The organism is Nibribacter ruber (assembly GCF_009913235.1).
GTDB lineage: Bacteria > Bacteroidota > Bacteroidia > Cytophagales > Hymenobacteraceae > Nibribacter > Nibribacter ruber.
This window is the reverse complement of sequence record NZ_CP047897.1, coordinates 2,097,889-2,115,974: the sequence shown is the minus strand read 5'-3', so window position 1 is coordinate 2,115,974 and position 18,086 is coordinate 2,097,889. Positions and strand designations below refer to the sequence as shown.

At 50.1% G+C, this 18,086-nt stretch carries 16 protein-coding genes and 1 pseudogene; 15 read left to right on the top strand and 2 right to left on the bottom strand.

The window, feature by feature from the left end; all coding sequences use genetic code 11:
* Positions 1-40 precede the first annotated feature (40 nt).
* The 3 genes and pseudogenes from GU926_RS08975 to GU926_RS08965 form a co-directional block, all read left to right on the top strand.
* Positions 41-1,018 (top strand): annotated as a pseudogene (locus tag GU926_RS08975) (PLP-dependent cysteine synthase family protein); the annotation flags it as partial.
* A 163-nt stretch (positions 1,019-1,181) separates the two neighbouring features.
* Positions 1,182-2,465 (top strand): sensor histidine kinase, encoded by a 1,284-nt coding sequence (locus tag GU926_RS08970; protein WP_160691080.1) that lies wholly within the window; start codon positions 1,182-1,184, stop codon positions 2,463-2,465.
* Positions 2,462-2,896 (top strand): response regulator, encoded by a 435-nt coding sequence (locus tag GU926_RS08965; protein WP_160691078.1) that lies wholly within the window; start codon positions 2,462-2,464, stop codon positions 2,894-2,896. Before GU926_RS08970 ends, GU926_RS08965 begins: the two co-directional genes overlap by 4 nt.
* Before the next feature lie 9 nt (positions 2,897-2,905).
* Here the strand turns inward: GU926_RS08965 and GU926_RS08960 are convergent, their stop codons facing one another.
* Positions 2,906-3,742: a sulfite exporter TauE/SafE family protein gene (locus GU926_RS08960; protein ID WP_160691077.1), complete on the bottom strand. Its 837-nt coding sequence runs from the start codon at positions 3,740-3,742 to the stop codon at positions 2,906-2,908.
* 91 nt (positions 3,743-3,833) lie between these two features.
* Positions 3,834-5,480, bottom strand: coding sequence for an adenine deaminase (gene ade, locus GU926_RS08955; RefSeq protein WP_160691076.1), 1,647 nt, complete (start codon positions 5,478-5,480; stop codon positions 3,834-3,836).
* Positions 5,481-5,784: 304 nt separating this feature from the next.
* On the opposite strand from ade, the gene cmk reads away from it, so the two are divergent.
* From cmk to GU926_RS08895, 12 genes are all read left to right on the top strand, one after another.
* On the top strand, positions 5,785-6,486 hold the full coding sequence (gene cmk / locus GU926_RS08950; RefSeq protein WP_160691075.1) for a (d)CMP kinase: 702 nt from the start codon (positions 5,785-5,787) through the stop codon (positions 6,484-6,486).
* A 188-nt stretch (positions 6,487-6,674) separates the two neighbouring features.
* On the top strand, positions 6,675-7,568 hold the full coding sequence (locus tag GU926_RS08945; protein ID WP_160691074.1) for a 4-hydroxy-3-methylbut-2-enyl diphosphate reductase: 894 nt from the start codon (positions 6,675-6,677) through the stop codon (positions 7,566-7,568).
* A gap of 77 nt (positions 7,569-7,645) precedes the next feature.
* Positions 7,646-8,188 carry a DUF502 domain-containing protein gene (locus tag GU926_RS08940; protein ID WP_160691073.1) on the top strand — a complete coding sequence of 181 codons (543 nt, stop codon included), beginning with the start codon at positions 7,646-7,648 and terminating at the stop codon, positions 8,186-8,188.
* A 121-nt stretch (positions 8,189-8,309) separates the two neighbouring features.
* Positions 8,310-10,880 (top strand): family 20 glycosylhydrolase, encoded by a 2,571-nt coding sequence (locus GU926_RS08935; RefSeq protein WP_160691072.1) that lies wholly within the window; start codon positions 8,310-8,312, stop codon positions 10,878-10,880.
* 21 nt (positions 10,881-10,901) lie between these two features.
* Entirely contained in the window at positions 10,902-11,834 is a 933-nt protein-coding gene (locus GU926_RS08930) for a hypothetical protein (RefSeq protein ID WP_160691071.1), read from the top strand.
* A gap of 301 nt (positions 11,835-12,135) precedes the next feature.
* Positions 12,136-12,951, top strand: coding sequence for an alpha/beta fold hydrolase (locus GU926_RS08925; protein ID WP_160691070.1), 816 nt, complete (start codon positions 12,136-12,138; stop codon positions 12,949-12,951).
* 142 nt (positions 12,952-13,093) lie between these two features.
* Positions 13,094-14,302, top strand: a complete 1,209-nt coding sequence (locus GU926_RS08920; protein ID WP_232058473.1) for a PQQ-dependent sugar dehydrogenase — start codon at positions 13,094-13,096, stop codon at positions 14,300-14,302.
* Positions 14,303-14,467: 165 nt separating this feature from the next.
* On the top strand, positions 14,468-14,932 hold the full coding sequence (locus GU926_RS08915) for a hypothetical protein (RefSeq protein ID WP_160691068.1): 465 nt from the start codon (positions 14,468-14,470) through the stop codon (positions 14,930-14,932).
* 89 nt (positions 14,933-15,021) lie between these two features.
* Complete coding sequence (locus tag GU926_RS08910; protein WP_160691066.1) at positions 15,022-15,501, top strand: hypothetical protein; 480 nt, start codon at positions 15,022-15,024, stop codon at positions 15,499-15,501.
* 138 nt (positions 15,502-15,639) lie between these two features.
* Positions 15,640-16,140, top strand: a complete 501-nt coding sequence (locus tag GU926_RS08905) for an ATP-dependent zinc protease family protein (RefSeq protein ID WP_160691064.1) — start codon at positions 15,640-15,642, stop codon at positions 16,138-16,140.
* Positions 16,137-17,072: a 30S ribosomal protein S6--L-glutamate ligase gene (gene rimK, locus GU926_RS08900; protein ID WP_160691062.1), complete on the top strand. Its 936-nt coding sequence runs from the start codon at positions 16,137-16,139 to the stop codon at positions 17,070-17,072. The genes GU926_RS08905 and rimK overlap by 4 nt, the downstream gene beginning before the upstream one ends.
* Entirely contained in the window at positions 17,050-17,988 is a 939-nt protein-coding gene (locus GU926_RS08895; RefSeq protein WP_160691060.1) for a succinylglutamate desuccinylase/aspartoacylase family protein, read from the top strand. Before rimK ends, GU926_RS08895 begins: the two co-directional genes overlap by 23 nt.
* The last annotated feature ends 98 nt before the right edge of the window (positions 17,989-18,086 follow it).

Sequence of the window (18,086 nt, the reverse complement as noted above, 5' to 3'; positions counted from 1 at the left end):
TTTGTGGCAGATTCCAAGAATCTGACTTAACCGCTATTGTATGTATTTCAACAACATTATAGAAGCCATTGGCAACACGCCTCTGGTAAAACTGAACAGCGTCACAGACGGCATCAAAGCTACGGTTCTGGCCAAGGTGGAGTATTTTAACCCGGGCAACTCTGTGAAGGACCGCATGGCCCTGCGCATGGTGGAAGACGCTGAGAAGGCGGGCATCTTAAAGCCGGGCGGCACCATCATTGAAGGAACATCTGGTAATACCGGCATGGGTCTGGCACTGGCCGCCATTGCCAAAGGCTACAAGTGCATCTTCACCATGTCTGACAAGCAGAGCCAGGAGAAGATGGACATCTTGAAAGCCGTGGGCGCCGAGGTGATCGTGTGTCCTACCAACGTGTCTCCAGACCATCCAGACTCCTACTATTCAGTGGCCAAACGCCTGAACCAGGAAATTCCTAATTCGTTCTATCCCAACCAGTACGACAACCTGTCCAACACCGCGGCGCACTATGAGACCAGCGGCCCTGAGATATGGAAACAGACCGAAGGTAAAATCACCTGCTTTGCGGCGGGCGTAGGCACCGGCGGTACCATCTGCGGCATCTCTAAGTACCTGAAAGAGCAGAACCCAGACATTAAAGTAGTAGGCCTGGACACGTATGGTTCTGTGTTCAAGAAATACAAAGAGACCGGCATCTTTGACGAGAACGAAATCTATTCTTACAAGACCGAAGGGATTGGCGAAGACATTCTGCCCAAGAACGTGGACTTCTCGCTCATTGACACCTTCATCAAAGTAACGGACAAAGATGCTGCTCTCATGACCAGAAGACTGGCCAAGGAGGAAGGTTTGTTTGTGGGTTGGTCTTGCGGTTCTGCCGTGTACGGCGCCCTGGAGTATGCCAAAGAACACCTAACCGAAGAAGACACCCTGGTGATTGTGCTGCCAGACCACGGTACCCGTTACCTGGGCAAAATCTACAATGACGCCTGGATGCGCGAACAAGGATATATTGACTAGTCCCTTCGTTCCGTTTTTGGCTTAATTTCCAGAAAACACCTCAAAAACAGGCTTGTGCGTTTAGGCGGCAAGCCTGTTTTGCGTTTAGGCGAAGGGGAGTGGAGAGAAGGCATAACTTTCTTTTGGTGCTAGCCGTTTCTTATCCTACATTGTATACCAGATGGATTTATTGCACTTTCTGCCGATGCCCGCACTGGCTCAGGTCTGGCCTGCCGTTCCACCCAAATATGAGTGGCTTTTTCTGATTGGCGAAATCCTGTCCGGTACGTCTTATCTGGTAGTAGCCAGCACGCTCTTTTTCCTGGCCCTTAAACGAGATGACCGGCAGCGCAAGATGGTCTTGTTGCTGTTTGGTGTTCTGGGCTTGTTGGGCGCAGGAGTGCACTTTCTCAATTTGTGGGGAGGCGAGGAGTGGTTTCTGACGGTGCAGGTGTTGCGGCTGGTGGTTGGGGTTGCCTCTGTGCTGGGCGCGTTTCTGCTGTACAAAGTCATTCCGGGGTTGTTGGCCATTCCTAGTCCCAAACGACTTGAGATAGCCAACCAGGAGTTACGCGAGCAGGTGCTGGAGCGGCAGCGCGCCGAGGCGGCCCTCCGCGAAACCCAACTGGAGCTGGAAAAACGCGTGCAGCAGCGCACGGCTCAGCTCATTACCGCCAACCGCGACATGGAGCGTGAGATGGAAACCCGCAAAAGCACTGAAAAACAGCTCATGGCCAAGAACTATGAGCTGGTGCGCGCCAACGCAGACCTGGATGATTTTGTGTACTACGCCTCACGGGATATTAAAGGTCCCGTGCTCAACGTGGCCGGTCTGGTTGCCGCCATTAAAGAAGAACTGCCCACCAACAACCCCGCCCTGAGCGAACTCTTCACGCGCTTGGACAAGTCTGTGGACCAGATCAACCGCAAGCTCAACAACCTTTCAGAGGTAAGCAGAATACAACGCCCCGTAGAGCAGGCGCAACAGATCAGCGTCTCTTTTGATGAAGTCTTTGAAGAGGTTCGGCGGGTTGTGATGGATAGATTGGAAGGCGTAGAGCATACCATGGAGGTAGACTTTTCAGCCGCCCCGCAGGTGTCCTTGTCACGGGAGAACCTGCGCAGCCTGTTGTACCATCTGCTTACCAACGCCATTAAATACAGAGAGCCCTCGCGGCCCTTGCGCATTACGGTGGCCTCAGACCTGCAGGATAGGTTTGTACGGTTGAAAGTGCAGGACAACGGCCTGGGCATGGAGACCTCGCAGTATGAGGGTAAAATCTTTTCGCTCTTCCGGCGGTTCCATGACCACGTAGAGGGCAGCGGCATTGGCTTATACATCATCAAGCGGATCATGGACAACAACCGCGGCAAAATAGAAGTGAAGAGCGCGTTGGGTGAAGGCACCACGTTCCTCCTTTTCTTCCCCCAAACAACCTCACCAGAAACCACCGCACGGGTATGAAAAAACTACAAGGCATTCTGCTCATAGACGATGACGACACCAACAATTTCCTGAACAACCGCCTGCTGTCACGTTTAGAGATTGCAGACCAGATACGAGAGTTCAGGAACGGGAAGCAGGCCTTTGACTACCTGTATGCCATCAGTCAGGGTATTGTAGACGCCTCTTCGGCTGAGTACGTGAAACCGTCCTTGATCTTGCTGGACATCAACATGCCCGTGATGGACGGCTTTGAGTTTCTGCAGATGTTTGAGAAGCTGGACCCCGCCTTCAGGGCAGACATTGTGCTGGCGCTGCTCACTACCTCAGAGCACAAGCAGGACACGGAACGCGCCGCGGCCAGCAACATCACCTACCTCACCAAACCCCTGACCACCGAGAAGGTAGAAGAACTCCTGAATCAGCACTTCCCAGAGCTTCGGCTAAAGTAGTCTGGCGGCTTACCAGTTGAAATCGTATTTGAGGAAGATATGGATGACCACGCTGGCGCCCGCCAGCAACAGGCCTATGCCAATCATGCGCTCTGGGTGTTGCAATCGGTTTTGTTTCCTTAACATGCGGCCCAGCACCGCCCCCACGGCAAAGGCCAGCATCAAAGGTGCACTCTTGACCCAGTCCACGTTGCCCAGCCAGTAATGCGACGAGATGCCCGTGAGGCTGGTGATGATGAGCAGAAATAAAGAAGTGGAGATGGCAATCTGGCTGGGAATCTTGAAGACCTTGATCATGAGGGGCGTCTGCAGAAATCCGCCGCCAATCCCAAACAACCCCGCCACCGTGCCCGTGCACAACCCGAAGAAAGACACCAGGCTTCCGTTCAATCTATAGGCCAGGTGCTTGGTCTTATTTCTCCTGATGAAGGAGGTGGGCATGCGGTTGATGCGGTAGAGCATGCCTTGCTTTCTGATTTTGGCCTGCGCATGTGACACCAGCATGTACACCCCCGTCACAGACACAAAAAGCGCGAACAGCATCTGCATGAGCAGCACGGGCATATAGGCCACCAGAAATGCACCCAGCACCGTGCCCAGCATGGCAAACGGCTGAATGAGCGAGGCCACCACGTAGTCTATGTTTTTTTCGCGATAATTGAAGATGGAGGAGATGAGCGCCGCCGGCAACAAGGCGCACATGGCGCTGCCAATGGCCACTTCAATGGGAAACTGGAAGAAAATGATGAGGATAGGTACCAGAAACACGCCGCCCCCAAACCCAATAAGGGTCCCGAACGCGCTGACCAAAACGCCCACTACAAAAAGGAGAATCTCTGTGACCAATCCTGTACCTGTTAGACACTAAAAAAGAGCTGATAGTATACCAGCCCTCCTTTAGCGTACTGCCTAGGGCAGGAATAGTTGTCTTCTAAGGTTATTGTGCCTCCAGAACGTCTACAAAGGCAAACTTCTGTCCGTCAAACAAGCCTTTGTCGCTAAGTTTGAGCGCCGGAATCACCAACAGGGCCATAAAGCTCAAGGTCATGTAAGGAGAGTTCAAGGTGCTGCCCATCTCCTTAGCGATTCTGTCCAGCTTGGCGTACTGCTCGGCCACCCAAAACCCGTCCTCTGCACTCATGATGCCCGCCACCGGCAACGGCAGGATTTCCTCTAATTCCTGAGAAACTGCCGAAATTCCGCCTTTGGCCTCAATGACCAGGTTTACGGCGCGGCACAGGCTCTCATCATCACAACCCACCGCAATAATGTTATGCGAGTCATGCCCTACACTAGACGCAATAGCCCCCTGTTTCAGCCCGAAGTTCTTGATGAAGGCAATGGCCGGCTCGGCATTTTCATAGCGGTTTACGACGGTCATCTTGAGCACATCGTTTTGTACATCAGAGACAATGTTGCCGTTCTCAATCCTCGCCTCGGCGGTGAGCAGACCGGTAATCAACTGCCCGTCATACGGCTCAATGACTTTCACCTTAGTCGCCTGTTGCGCAGGAAGTCTGAACTGCTCAACCGTTTTTGCCTCTGCGTGGAAGTTGTTGATGATCTCGCTGGGCGTGAATTCAATCTTAGTCTTCCCGTTCTCAGCTACCAACTGCCCATTGATGTACGTCTGCTGAATAGTGAAATCCTCCAGATTATCGACGATGATAAAATCAGCGGGGTCTTTCTCTTGGAGCAGACCAACTTCCAATTTGTAATGCTTAACAGGGTTCACGCAGGCGGCTTGCAAGACATGGAACAGCTCATGCCCATGGGCCAAGGCGCGTTTCACTAACTCATTGATGTGGCCTTCCACCAGGTTGTCTGGGTGCTTGTCATCTGAGCAGAACATGATGCGGGTACTGTGGTCTTTGAGAAGCGGGATGAGGGCTTCAAAGTTCTTGGCGGCGCTTCCTTCGCGTATGAGAATCTTCATGCCCACGGCCAGTTTGTCCAAAGCCTCCTCGGCGGTGAAGCACTCATGGTCGGTGGTCATACCGGCGGCGGCGTAGGCGGCGGCTTGTTCGCCGCGCAGGCCGGGCGCGTGACCGTCTACCTGTTTGTCAAACTTCTGGGCCAGCGTTATTTTCTGCATCACCAGGTCATCGCCGTTCAAAACACCGGGCCAGTTCATCATCTCGGCCAAGTACTTCACCTCAGGGCGAAGGAACAATTCCTCTATGTCTTCGGGCGTTATCTCTGCGCCGGCGGTCTCAAACGGAGTGGCCGGCACGCAGGACGGCGCCCCGAAGAAAAACTTGAAAGGCACTTTCTTGCCGTTGTCCAGCATGTACTCCACGCCTTTGAGGCCCAGTACGTTGCCAATCTCATGCGGGTCAGAGACGGTGGCCACGGTGCCGTGCGGAACGGCCAGGCGCGCAAACTCAGAAGGCACCAGCATGGAACTCTCTACGTGCACGTGGGCGTCTATGAACCCAGGTAGTATGTAGTGCGTTTCAGAGACGGGTTCGCGGGTAATGGCTGTGATGGTGCCGTCCATGATTTCCAGGGTGCCTGGGTAGATTTCCTGACGTAACACATCTACAATTTGCCCGCTTACCTTGAAAAAACGACGTGTACTCATAGCCTTCAGTTTAGAGGAGTTTTAGGAAAAACTAGCCAAAATCGACCGCATCAAAAAAATGTTGGGTACGGTGGTTCTGGCTTTAACGTGTATCTTTGCACTCAAAGTTAATGGTTTTGAAAAAGATATTTTCCCTTGGTTTAGTCTGGTGCCTGTTGCTGGGAGCGGTAACGCCTGCCTGCACGCGCAAGACGTCCCTGAGTAAGAAAACAAAAAGCTACCAGCGCCATCAACGCGCGGGCAAGGCCATTCCCTGCCCCACCAAAGATTGTTAATTCCTTTTTATAGTACACAAGGCACTGGTATGAAGAAGATTGTAGTAGCCCTGGACGGGCACTCTTCCTGCGGTAAAAGCACCACCGCTAAGCAGGTGGCGAAAGAACTGGGCTATGCCTACATTGACACCGGGGCCATGTACCGGGCGGTAACGCTTTATTTTCTGGAGCATTACATTGACCTCACCAACCCCAAAAAAGTGCAGGATGCCCTGGCTCATATTGAGGTCACCTTCCATCGGAACCCCAAAACGCACCGCAACGAGGTCTTCTTGAACGGCCTCAACGTGGAGGATGAGATCAGGACCATGTACGTGTCTAACATGGTGAGCGAGGTGAGCGTGATACCGGCCGTGCGCCGCGCCATGGTAGCCGAACAACAGAAAATGGGCAAGCGCCGCGGCGTGGTCATGGACGGCCGTGATATTGGCACCGTGGTATTCCCAGACGCCGAGGTGAAAGTCTTCATGACTGCTGATGTGGAGACCCGCGCCAAGCGCCGTCAGGAGGAGCTTTTTGAGAAAGACCAGCTGGTGCCGTTTGACGAGATAGTGGAAAACTTGCAGAAGCGCGACCACATTGATTCAACCCGTGAGGACAGTCCTCTACGTCAGGCCGAGGACGCTCATCTATTGGATACCTCGCACATCACCATTGATGAGCAGGTAGAATTTGTCATGCGCTTGGTAGACTCCAAACTGGCACACTTGACAGTGAGCAGTGATCAGTAAGTAGTTATCAGTGAAAATTCTTGGTTTAGAACTAAGCAAAGACGTATAACGTGTTTGAGCTGTATTAAATTAATGAAATAGGAATTATCTGAGAGGTGCGCAGGTTATTCAAAGTAGAAAACAAGCATATAGGCTATAGTAAGTAGATTACTGTTAACTATTTACTGCTAACTGTTTACTGTAAAAAAATGAACGTAACCATAGATCAGAATTCAGGCTATTGCTTTGGGGTGGAGTTTGCCATACAGATGGCAGAGGACGAACTGGAGGAAGTAACCGAACTCTATTGTTTAGGCGACATTGTGCACAACAGCATGGAGGTACAGCGTTTGTACAACAAAGGCCTGCGCATCATTGACCGTGACCAGCTCAAAGAACTGCGGGACTGTAAAGTCTTGATTAGGGCCCACGGCGAACCGCCAGAAACGTATCAGACCGCCCTGCAGAACAACCTGGAGCTGATTGATGCCTCTTGCCCGGTGGTGCTTAAGTTGCAAAACCGCGTCAAGCACGCCTACGACTCCAACAAGGCCATGAATGGCCAGATTGTGCTTTACGGACAGCAAGGTCATGCCGAGGTGATTGGTCTAGCCGGCCAGACAGGCAACGAGGCCATCGTCATCACCACCGAAGAGGACCTGGACCAACTGGATTATAGCCGTCCTATCACCTTGTTCAGCCAGACCACCAAGAGCACCAAGGGCTTTTACCACATGAAGGAGCTGATTGAGCAGCGCGTGGCCGCAGCCCAGGCGGCTGGGGTGCCCGTAGAGTCTTTGGACGCCAATGACAGCATCTGCCGCCAGGTTTCTAACCGCGAACCGCAACTGCAGAAGTTTGCCCAATTGCATGACGTGGTCATCTTTGTGAGCGGAAAGAAAAGCTCCAACGGCAAAGCCTTGTACGCCGTCTGCCAGCGCGTGAATCCGCAGAGCTATTTTGTGGAGAACGCGCAGGAACTGGACCCGGACTGGTTTAAGAATGCCGCTTCGGTGGGAATTTGCGGAGCCACGTCTACGCCTATGTGGTTGATGCAGCAGGTGAAGGAGGCTATTCAAGCGCAAGAGCCGGTAGCAGTATAAGAAAGAAACAATATAGCAGATTATCCTTATTTTTAAGCCCCGCCTCGTCGGGGCTTTTTCTTTACCTTTCCTATAGCATGAAAAAATTCTTCAAATACTTCCTTAACGGGTTCCTGATTATAGCGCCCATCAGCCTCACCATCTACATCATTGTAGCCATTGTGAACTGGCTGGACAATCTGTTTCTGCTTTACTACCCCGGGTTGGGCCTGCTCATCATGATTTTCCTGATCACCTTGGTGGGGTTCATTGGTTCGTCTTTTTTGGTGAAGCCCTTCTTTGTGCTCACCGAGCGCATCATGAACCGCTTGCCGCTGGTGAGCATGATTTACTCTTCGCTCAAAGACTTGTTTGATGCCTTTGTAGGCGAGAACCAGAAATTCAATCAGCCGGTTCTGGTGAAGATGACGCAGTTTCAGGATGTCTTGAAGATGGGCTTTATCACGCAGACGTCCATGGACGCTTTGCATCTACCCGACAAAGTGGCCGTGTACTTTCCGCACTCTTACAACTTCTCAGGTGAATTATTCTTAGTGCCCCGTGAGAATGTGACCTACCTGGAGATGCCAAGCAGTGAAGTCATGAAATTTGTTGTCTCCGGCGGCGTTTCTAAGTTATAGACTTGATAGTGAGTAGTCAGTAATTTGATTTTGTAATGGTCCGTTTTTGGCTTGGTTTCTGAGAAACAGGCCAAAAACGGATTTCTAGTTTTACCTTTTCTTCCCCTAAAAGATAGACGGCATGGCAAAGTATTGGATTGGTTTCTTGGGTTGTTTCTTTTCGGTCTGGACGGTGAGTTGCGGACAGCCGAGCCCTAAAAAGCAGGAAAAGGTAGAAACCACTTCTACCCCGCAAGACAATGCCAAATCCGACCTTAAACTCACCTTTCAAGTCTTGGAAGAAAAGTACTTAGGCAAAACGCAATCCCGTTCTTCGCTGACCTTCAAAAACACCGGCAATGCACCCTTGCTGGCCAACGGCTGGACGATTTATTTTAATGGGTCGCCGTCCTACAAAGCCAAGGACACCAATGGACCAATCAAAATAGAATCCATCAACGGTGATTTACTGCGTTTAACACCTACTGAGAATTTTAAAGCCATTGCAAGCGGTGATTCTGTCAGCGTGGAGTTGGTATCTGCCGGTCAGATTATCAATGATTCGCGGGCGCCTTACGGTTTTTACCTGGTTTGGGACAAGGAGCCTGCCAAAGGTCATGCAATCAACACGCAGTACGTCAAGCCCACCAAAAACGCAGTAGGTTGGATAGAAGCCCAGGACATCTACCGCCAGAACCAAGTCATACAGGACATTGCAGAAGACAAACTGACGAAGGTTTTTCCCGCGCCGGTGCAATACACCAAAACCGGAACATCCATTGTTTTAACTCCTGCTACTGGAATCACCGCTGACCAAGGCTTTGCAAATGAACAGCAACACTTAGAGGCGTTTCTGGAAAATGTGTTCGGGAAGCAGGATGCGGCGGGAGCGGGTGCCACTACTATTCAGTTAAAAAAGAAAGCAGGTTTAGGCGCTGAAGGCTATGAGTTACAAGTACAGCCAAAGTCCATTGTGATTTCTGCCACTTCGCCGGCCGGCCTGTTCTATGGCATTCAGTCATTAAAAACACTAATGCCACCTTTGGCGCTGGCCAAAAAGCAAACCTCGGTGACCATTGATGGAGTGCAGGTAAAGGACGCGCCTAGGTTTCCGCACCGTGCGTTTATGATGGACGTGGCCCGCAACTTCCAGCCGAAAGACCAGGTGCTCAAGGTGCTGGATTTAATGGCGCTCTACAAACTCAACGTTCTGCACTTCCACCTGAATGATGACGAAGGCTGGCGACTGGAGATTGCCGGCCTGTCAGAACTGACCCAAGTAGGCGGAAGACGCGGACACACGCTGGATAATCTACAGTTCCTGCAATCTGCCTATGCCTCTGGCCCAGATGTGAACAACACTACCGGAAGCGGTCATTACACCAAGGCTGACTTCATCGAGATTCTCAAATACGCGAAGGCCCGACACATCAAAGTCATTCCAGAGATTGAGACGCCCGGCCACGCCCGTGCCGCCATCAAGGCCATGGACGCCCGCTATTACCGTCTGCTCAAGGAAGGCAAGAAAACCGAGGCCGAGCAGTACCTGCTCCGTGACCTGAACGACAAGTCCGTCTACCGTTCCGTGCAGTACTGGAACGACAACGTGATGGACGTGTCTATGCCGTCTACTTATCAGTTTTTGGAGAAGGTGACGGATGAAGTATTAGCCATGTACAAAGAAGCTGGCGCGCCTATCCAGACCATCCACTTCGGGGGCGACGAGGTGCCCAAAGGCGTCTGGGAGAAATCACCGTCGGTGCATGCCTTGATGAAGAAAGATGCGTCCATCAAAGAAATTGATGACTTGTGGTACTACTTCTTCAACAAGCTTAACGCCATGGTAAAAGCCCGCAAATTGTACTTGTCGGGTTGGGAGGAAGTGGGCCTGCGCAAGGTGCGCGATAATGGAAAACTGACCTATGTGGCCAACCCAGTGCTGGCCAAGGAGAATGTGCACGTAGACGTCTGGAACAACATCGGCTCCAACAGCGACTTGGCCTACCGCATGGCCAACGCAGGTTACAAAGTGGTGCTAACCAACGTGACCAACCTATACTTGGATTTAGCTTACCAAAAAGCCTACGAAGAGCCCGGTTTGTACTGGGGAGGCTTCGTAGACCTGGACAAGCCCTTCTATTTCATTCCGCTGGATTACATGAAAAACATGAAGGTGGATGAGAGCAACAACCCCATCAAGCCAGGCACCTTCGCCGGAAAAGAACAACTCACCGCCAAAGGCAAAGCCAACATTGTAGGTCTGCAGGCCCCGCTCTGGAGCGAAAGAATCCTCAGCCCCGAACGCCAGGAATACATGCTCCTGCCCAAACTCTTAGGACTGGCAGAACGCGCTTGGGCACCAGACCCCACCTGGGCCACTGAACCCAATCCTGCCAAAAGCGAAGCCCTTTACAACACCGCCTGGTCCCAGTTTGTAAATATCCTTGGCAAACGTGAATTGTCACGTCTCAACTACTACCACAACGGCTTCCAATACCGCATCCCAACTGCTGGCGCCTTAGTAGAAAACGGAAAAGTGGTAGCCAATGTGCAGTTGCCGGGGATGGTGATTCGGTACACAGTAGATGGCTCAGAACCAACTGTCCAAAGCAAGGTGTATTCAGGGTCCATCGCTGAAAAAGGTACGGTGAAGTTGAAAGTCTTTGATGTGACTGGCAGAGGGAGTAGGGTGACGGTGGTGGAGAATAAGTAGGTAGAAATCTCTGTAAACCTTATGGACAATTCTTTCAGCTTTAATGAAGATAAGTACGACTTTTCCTCAATTCTAAGCACAATAGAAAAGCATTATTACTTAGAGAAAGGCGAAGAGGAAGATGATGCACTTTTAGCGGATGAGAAGGCTCATAATCTGGAATGCCTTATTTATGATAGTGTCTTTAATCCAAAGAACTACAAGCTAAAATGGGGAGAATTTGAGAAGCATTTGAGACAAGAGTTTGGGAAAAAAATCCATCTCCTTGCGTATCGTAATGACCCTAGCTTTCAGGGATATATCTCATTAAGTAATCAAAAGGGCAAAAATTTTAGATGGACGAAGGAGCTTCGTTTTTATATAAGCTTACTTGGTCCCTACTATACAATCTTTGGTCTTGATATGACTCAAATTACTCTAGAACGGGCAAGTACTTGGGGTGAGCCTGAAGGAGTAAAGTGTCAAACTTTCTCTAGTTTTCAGGCAATTACAGTGTCTCCTGAATTTGAGTATAGAGAGACGTTCCTGTTGCTAAAACAAAAGATAGCAGGTTGGTTTCCTGATTACAAGTTTGTCCCCTATGAAATTAATAGGGAGCAAATAGCTGGTGTTAAAGTTGATCCTGACAGGATAGATGATAGGATTAAATCTTCCGTTCATAATGCGTTGTTCGGTTCTTTGATTGATATAGAAATTCCAATAAGGGGAGATGTTGAATATGGCTATCATGAATGGCTAAGGGAGAAAGTGCCAAGTGAAGAAGAACTGGAAAATGTAAAACTCTTAGAGGTGCATCTGTCTCAAAACCGAACGGAAGGAAATTTATCAACTACATCATTATATAAAGTTTGGAAATTTAAGGCATTGAGTGAATTGCCAGATTCTTCCCAAAAGAATTTTGGAGGCATGATAAGCTTCCCAAGCTTTGAAATTTTAGATTTTACTGATACATAGTCACTTTTGTATACTACAAAAGAAGAGGGATTTCCTATTTCAGTTAGATATGAAGTAGGTGATAAAGAGATATCAGTTGAGGGGTTCCAAGAATACTTTAAATTGACAATCTCACAATTAACTGAGATTGAACTGAGGCTAATTATCCATCTTGATTTTAGAATGGGAGGGAAGTATTTTAAAGGAGATGCTTTGGAATTGATATTTGATCTTATTTGATTTGTTTTCCTCCTCTTTTCACCAAAACAAGCCAAAAGCGCCAGCGCCTCTCGTATAGAGAAAATCACCAAAACTTCTTCCAGTGTCCATCATCAGACTGCAAACCTCTAAGCTCCACTACAGAAAGTTAGGGAACGGCCCTAGGGCGTTGTTGGCGTTTCATGGGTACGGGCAGGAAGGACATTACTTTGACGTGATGGCGCGCACCTTGCAACCAGACTACACGGTGTATGCCGTGGATTTGTTCTTCCATGGGGGGAGTACCTTGAGCAAGGCAGACCAACCGCTTACCAAAACCAGGCTGCAGGAATTTGTGCAGGCCTTGCTGGAGAAGGAAAAAATAGAACGGTTCTCGGTGATGGCGTTTAGCATGGGCGGGAAGTTCGCGCTGGCCACGTTGGAGAAATTCCATGGGCAGATGGATGAGTTGTACCTGATTGCACCCGATGGCATCAAGACGCATTTGCTGTATAACATTGCCACGTACCCAGGTTGGTTGCAAGGCTTGTTCAAACGCATCGTGCTTCGGCCTACGCGGTTTTTTCAGACGTTGGGTTGGCTGGAGCGCAAGCGGGTGGTAGACTCGGGGCTGGTGAAATTTGCCAATTGGCAGATGAACTCCCAAGAGAAGCGCCTGCGCGTGTACCGCAGTTGGACTGCCTTTAGAAACCTCACCTTTGACATTAGAAACGTAGTCAAACTGCTCAACCAGAGCGAGATGGAGGTGACCGTTTTTCTGGGTAAGTATGACCAGATTATTTCGCCCAAGCGGCTAGAGGTATTCTTGAAAGCCCTGCGCAAACACAATCTGGTCATCTTGAACGCCGGACATACGCACCTGCTCTATGACGTAGCCTCCTGGCTGAAGAACCACCGGCGCTCGGCCAAGAATTTGTAAGGCGCGTACACCAAACTAATTCTTGTCTACCTTGTTCCGTTTTTAGGCTGTTTTCCAGAAAAGAAGCCAAAAACGATGTTCAGGATGCGTATCAATTACTTCACCTTCGATTAACGAACAACGAACAACCACTAACCAACCTATGAAAAGACTTTCTACCGTTAAATTGAGCGTTCTGGGCCTGGCCCTGGCTTTCCAGATGAGCTGTTCCTCAGACAGCAGCAAACCAAATGCCAACGCTGAGGGCGAGAAACCTTCCACCGAAGCCCAGGACACCCTCTCTGAGAACGTCACCGAAGAACCCGCCACCGAAGGCAACCTAGCCAAGATTGTGATGCCTGATGGTTTCAAAATAAGCTACTACGCCCAAAAAGTGGTGAATGCCCGCTCCATGGCGCTCACGCCCAACGGCACCCTGTTTGTGGGCACCCGCGACAAAGGCAGTGTCTACGCCATAGTGGACCGCAACAAAGACAACAAAGCCGATGAGGTCATCACCATTGCCACCGGCCTGAGAATGCCCAACGGCGTGGCCTTTAGAAACGGGTCTCTGTACGTAGCCGAGATTCACCGCATCCTGCGCTATGACAACATTGAAGCCAACCTCAAGAATCCGCCCAAACCGGTGGTAGTCTATGACAAATTCCCGACAGAGGAACACCACGGCTGGAAGTACATCGCCTTCGGGCCAGATGATAAGCTGTATGTGCCGGTGGGCGCACCCTGTAACATCTGCCTTTCTGAGAAGCCCGTGTACGCCGCCATCAACCGAATGAACCCTGACGGCTCTGGCCTGGAAGTGTTTGCCAACGGCGTGCGCAACACCGTGGGCTTTGACTGGCACCCAGACACCAAAGAACTCTGGTTCACCGACAACGGCCGTGACCTGATGGGTGACAACACCCCGCCAGATGAGCTGAACAAAGCGCCTAAAAAAGGCATGCACTTCGGGTATCCTTTCTGCCACGCCGGCGATGTATTGGACCCTGAGTTTGGCAAAGGCAAGAACTGCGCAGACTACACCGCCCCAGTTCAAAAGTTGAACCCGCACGGCGGAACGCTAGGCATGGAGTTCTACACCGGCACCATGTTCCCATCAACCTACCGCAAGCAAATCTTCATTGCCGAGCACGGCTCCTGGAACCGTACTGAGAAAATAGGCTATCAGGTAAGCCTCTTCCGGACCGATGCGCAAGGCAAAACCAGCTTCATGCCCTTCGCGGCCGGTTGGTTGCAGAACGGCAAAGAATGGGGACGCCCCGTGGACGTAGAAGTAATGCCAGACGGCTCAATGCTAGTCTCAGATGACATGAACGATGCCATCTACCGCATCACCTACAGCGGGAAGTAAGCCATAGGAAAATTGATATATGAAAAAGAGCCGTGCTTGGGAGTACGGCTCCTTTTCTTTTTATATTGGCTTCTCAACGCATGCACTTCCCACCCTGTCATCCTGAAAGGAATTTGTGGGCGAGTTAGAAAGGCGGTTATTTCAAATTTATTCCAGACTCTAAAAATGAAGGAAATTATATTCGATATAAATTCAAATGAAGAGATTTGGGAGCTTATTGATAAAAGCGTCAATAACATTTTTATCCATAAATTCTGGCCAACGGAGGTAATCCATTGGTGGAAAACTGACCTGAAATTTGAAACCGGGTTGGTTCTAAAGGACAGTCTTGTAAGAGGAATGGAGTTTGATTTACAAACCGACCTAAATGGACTAAAGCAGATTCTAGAAATGAACACCAATCAATTAAGAATCTATCAGTTTGATAAACCCGTGCCTGATACATTGAGACTTGAGCATCTCCCTGAAGACTCTAAATTCAAGATTCTAAAACAAAATGGGCTAAGACACTTCTTTTGGGTAGATTTTGAATTCATGACAGTAAGTAGTTTTGATGATGAGTTTCTTAAAGCTATTGAGAGAAATCCACTGTTTAGTGAACGGATAAAACAAAGAAACCGTGGATTGTGAAATGATTAAAACTAGACATGAGGTATAAATACTTTATATCATTGGCCGTTTTAATATTCCATTTACTATCCTGTCAACCTAAAGGTGCCATGATTTCTACTAGTGAAGATGTAAGTAAGATAAGCTTTAACACTTCTTACAACCAATTCTACATCTGTGATAAAGAGTCCCCCTTGAAAACTGGAGACGACTTTTGGAATGAAACTGCTTTTAGAATAAGGTTAGCTAAGGATGTTGGCGTTTTGGGGGTGGGAACTGAATGTTATGGCCCTGCAAAAGGAGAAATTGCTTTCCTTCAACAACCACCTTTTGCTAATAACCTCGATAGGTATGACCATGTAGTTGAAGGAGACTTAATGGTGACTTCAAAGACACTGCAATTGCGAGATTGCCCTAATGGGCATGTAGAATTTGAAAAGGAATTAAAGCCCGGAAACTATAGGGTTAGGGTTTCCTCAATGAATTTAGCAAGTGTAGAAGGTGATGAAGGAGATGATTATTATAGAATTGAAATTTGGGAAGGCGAGCCAGAAGGAGAAAAGTTATTAAAAGAGTATATCCGAAGATAATCATCCAACCAATCACAAATTCTTTCCCCCTGAACCTCTCCATGTTACCAGCCACACGTAAAAGAGACAACCGTTTTTGGCCTGTTTTTCAGAAATTAGCCGAGAAACGACGAGCACAGACCCTTAGCTTTTAGCGATATGACAGAGAGTCTTGAGAAAAAAATCATTGGCAGACGGGAGATGGTAGACTTCCCCGGGCTGGAGTTGTTTGAGGTAGAGGCCAAGATTGACACGGGGGCCTTCACCTCCTCCATCCATTGCAACAACATACGGGAGGTCACGCAGGCAGACGGCCGCAAGGCCATTCACTTTGAGCTGCTAGACCCGTCGCACCCCGCCTACAACCACAAAGCCTTTGAGTTCAATGACTTCACGTTGCGCAATGTAAAAAGTTCGTTTGGCGATGTACAGGAACGCTACATCATTCGTACTACCATTGTGGTGCATGGGCAGGAGATGGAGACCGAGTTCTCCCTCTCAGACCGAAGCGATTTGAAATACCCTGTGCTGTTGGGCCGTACGCTGTTGCGGCGCCGGTTTGTGGTAGACGTTTCTAAGAAGAACCTGTCGCTCAAAGCCAAAAACAAGAAAGCCACCAAGGCCAAAAGAACACCCAAGAAAAAAGACCAGACCTCATGAAGATAGCGATTCTCTCGCGTAATGCCCGGCTGTACTCTACGCGCCGGTTAGTTGAAGCCGCGCAACAACGCGGCCACGAAGCCGTGGTGCTGGACCACCTGCGCTGTGACCTGGTCATGGAAAAAGGCGCGCCCCACATTCTCTACAAAGGCGAACTGCTCACCGGCATAGACGCCATCATTCCGCGTATTGGGGCCTCTGTCACGTTCTACGGGACGGCCGTGGTACGCCAGTTTGAAATGATGAAAGTGAAAAGCGTGGTGGCCAGCCAGTCCATTGTGCGCTCTAGAGACAAACTGCGCTCTTTGCAGATTATGGCGCGCGCCGGTCTGGGTATGCCTAAGACTGCCTTCACTAATTACTCCAAAGAAGTAAAGCAGTTGATTCAGGAAGTAGGCGGTGCCCCACTAGTGATTAAACTGCTGGAAGGCACGCAAGGTCTGGGCGTAGTGCTGGCAGAGACTGGCAAAGCCGCCGAGTCGGTGATTGAGGCCTTCCATAACCTTAAGGCCCGCATCATTGTGCAGGAATTCATCGCTGAAAGCAAAGGTGCCGACATCCGCGTATTTGTAGTGAACGGCGAGGTGGTGGGCGCCATGAAACGCCAGGGCAAGGAGGGCGAGTTCAGATCTAACCTGCACCGCGGTGGTACGGCCACGCTCATCAAACTGTCCCGCGCCGAGAAAGCCGCCGCCCTCATGGCCGCCAAATCTTTGGGCTTAGACGTGGCCGGCGTAGACATGCTGCAATCCAAACGCGGACCGCTTATCTTAGAAGTGAACTCGTCCCCGGGTTTGGAAGGCATTGAGAGAGCCACTCAGAAAGATATAGCCGGCAAAATAATAGAATTTACAGAGCTACTGGTCAACAAGAAGGCCACTAAAACCAGCAAAAAGAAAACCACCGGCGATGGCGGAGATGATCATCAATGAGACCGCCATTCAGCCCGGTGAGAACATCCTAATCAGGCTGGCTATTTCCAGGCTCCCCAGCGGAACTGAGATTGACATACCCGTACACGTGTTCCGGGCTCAGGAGCCGGGGCCGGTGCTCTTGCTCATGGCCGGCATGCATGGCGATGAGGTGAACGGCATTGAAATCATCCGGCGTATGATTCGGCGGAATATGCTGCAACCAGAGCGAGGCACTATCATTGCCGTTCCGGTACTCAACATCTACGGCTTCCTGAACTTCTCCAGAGAGGTGCCAGACGGCAAAGACGTGAATAGAAGCTTTCCGGGGAACGCCAACGGCTCTCTGGCCAGCCGCGTGGCCGCGAGGTTCACCAAAGAGATTCTGCCGCTGGTAGACTATGGCATTGATTTCCATACGGGTGGGGCCAGTCGGTCCAACTTTCCCCAACTGCGCTGTGTGCTAGAGGAAGAAACAAACGCGCAGTTGGCTCATGCTTTTGGCGCGCCTTTCATCCTTAACTCTAACCTGCGGTTAGGCTCGCTGCGTAAAGAAGCCTCCCAGATGGGCAAGCCCATTATTGTATATGAAACCGGCGAGTCTTTACGCTTTGATGAGCACGGTATCAACGTAGCCATTGAAGGTACGCACCGCGTCATGCACCATCTGGGTATCATCAGTTCGTCCACGCCGCTTTCCCAACCCAGCATCATCTGCGAAAAAGACACCTGGGTACGCGCGCCCAAGGCTGGCTTGTTCAGAAGCTTCGTGAAGAACGGCCAAATCATCAACCGCGGCCAACAGATAGGCACCTCGGCAGATCCGTATGGCTTTGACAGTTATCCCATCATCTCACCCGTTAGCGGTTACGTGATTGGTCTCAACCATATGCCCGTCGTTAACCAAGGCGACGCCATTCTGCATATTGGGTATTAAGAGTATCGTTGTTGGTTGCTCGAGGATAGGTGAGGGAAGAGTTGAGGAGGGGCGTTTTTGGCTTGTTTTCTAGAAAGTAGGCTAAAAACGGGAATACA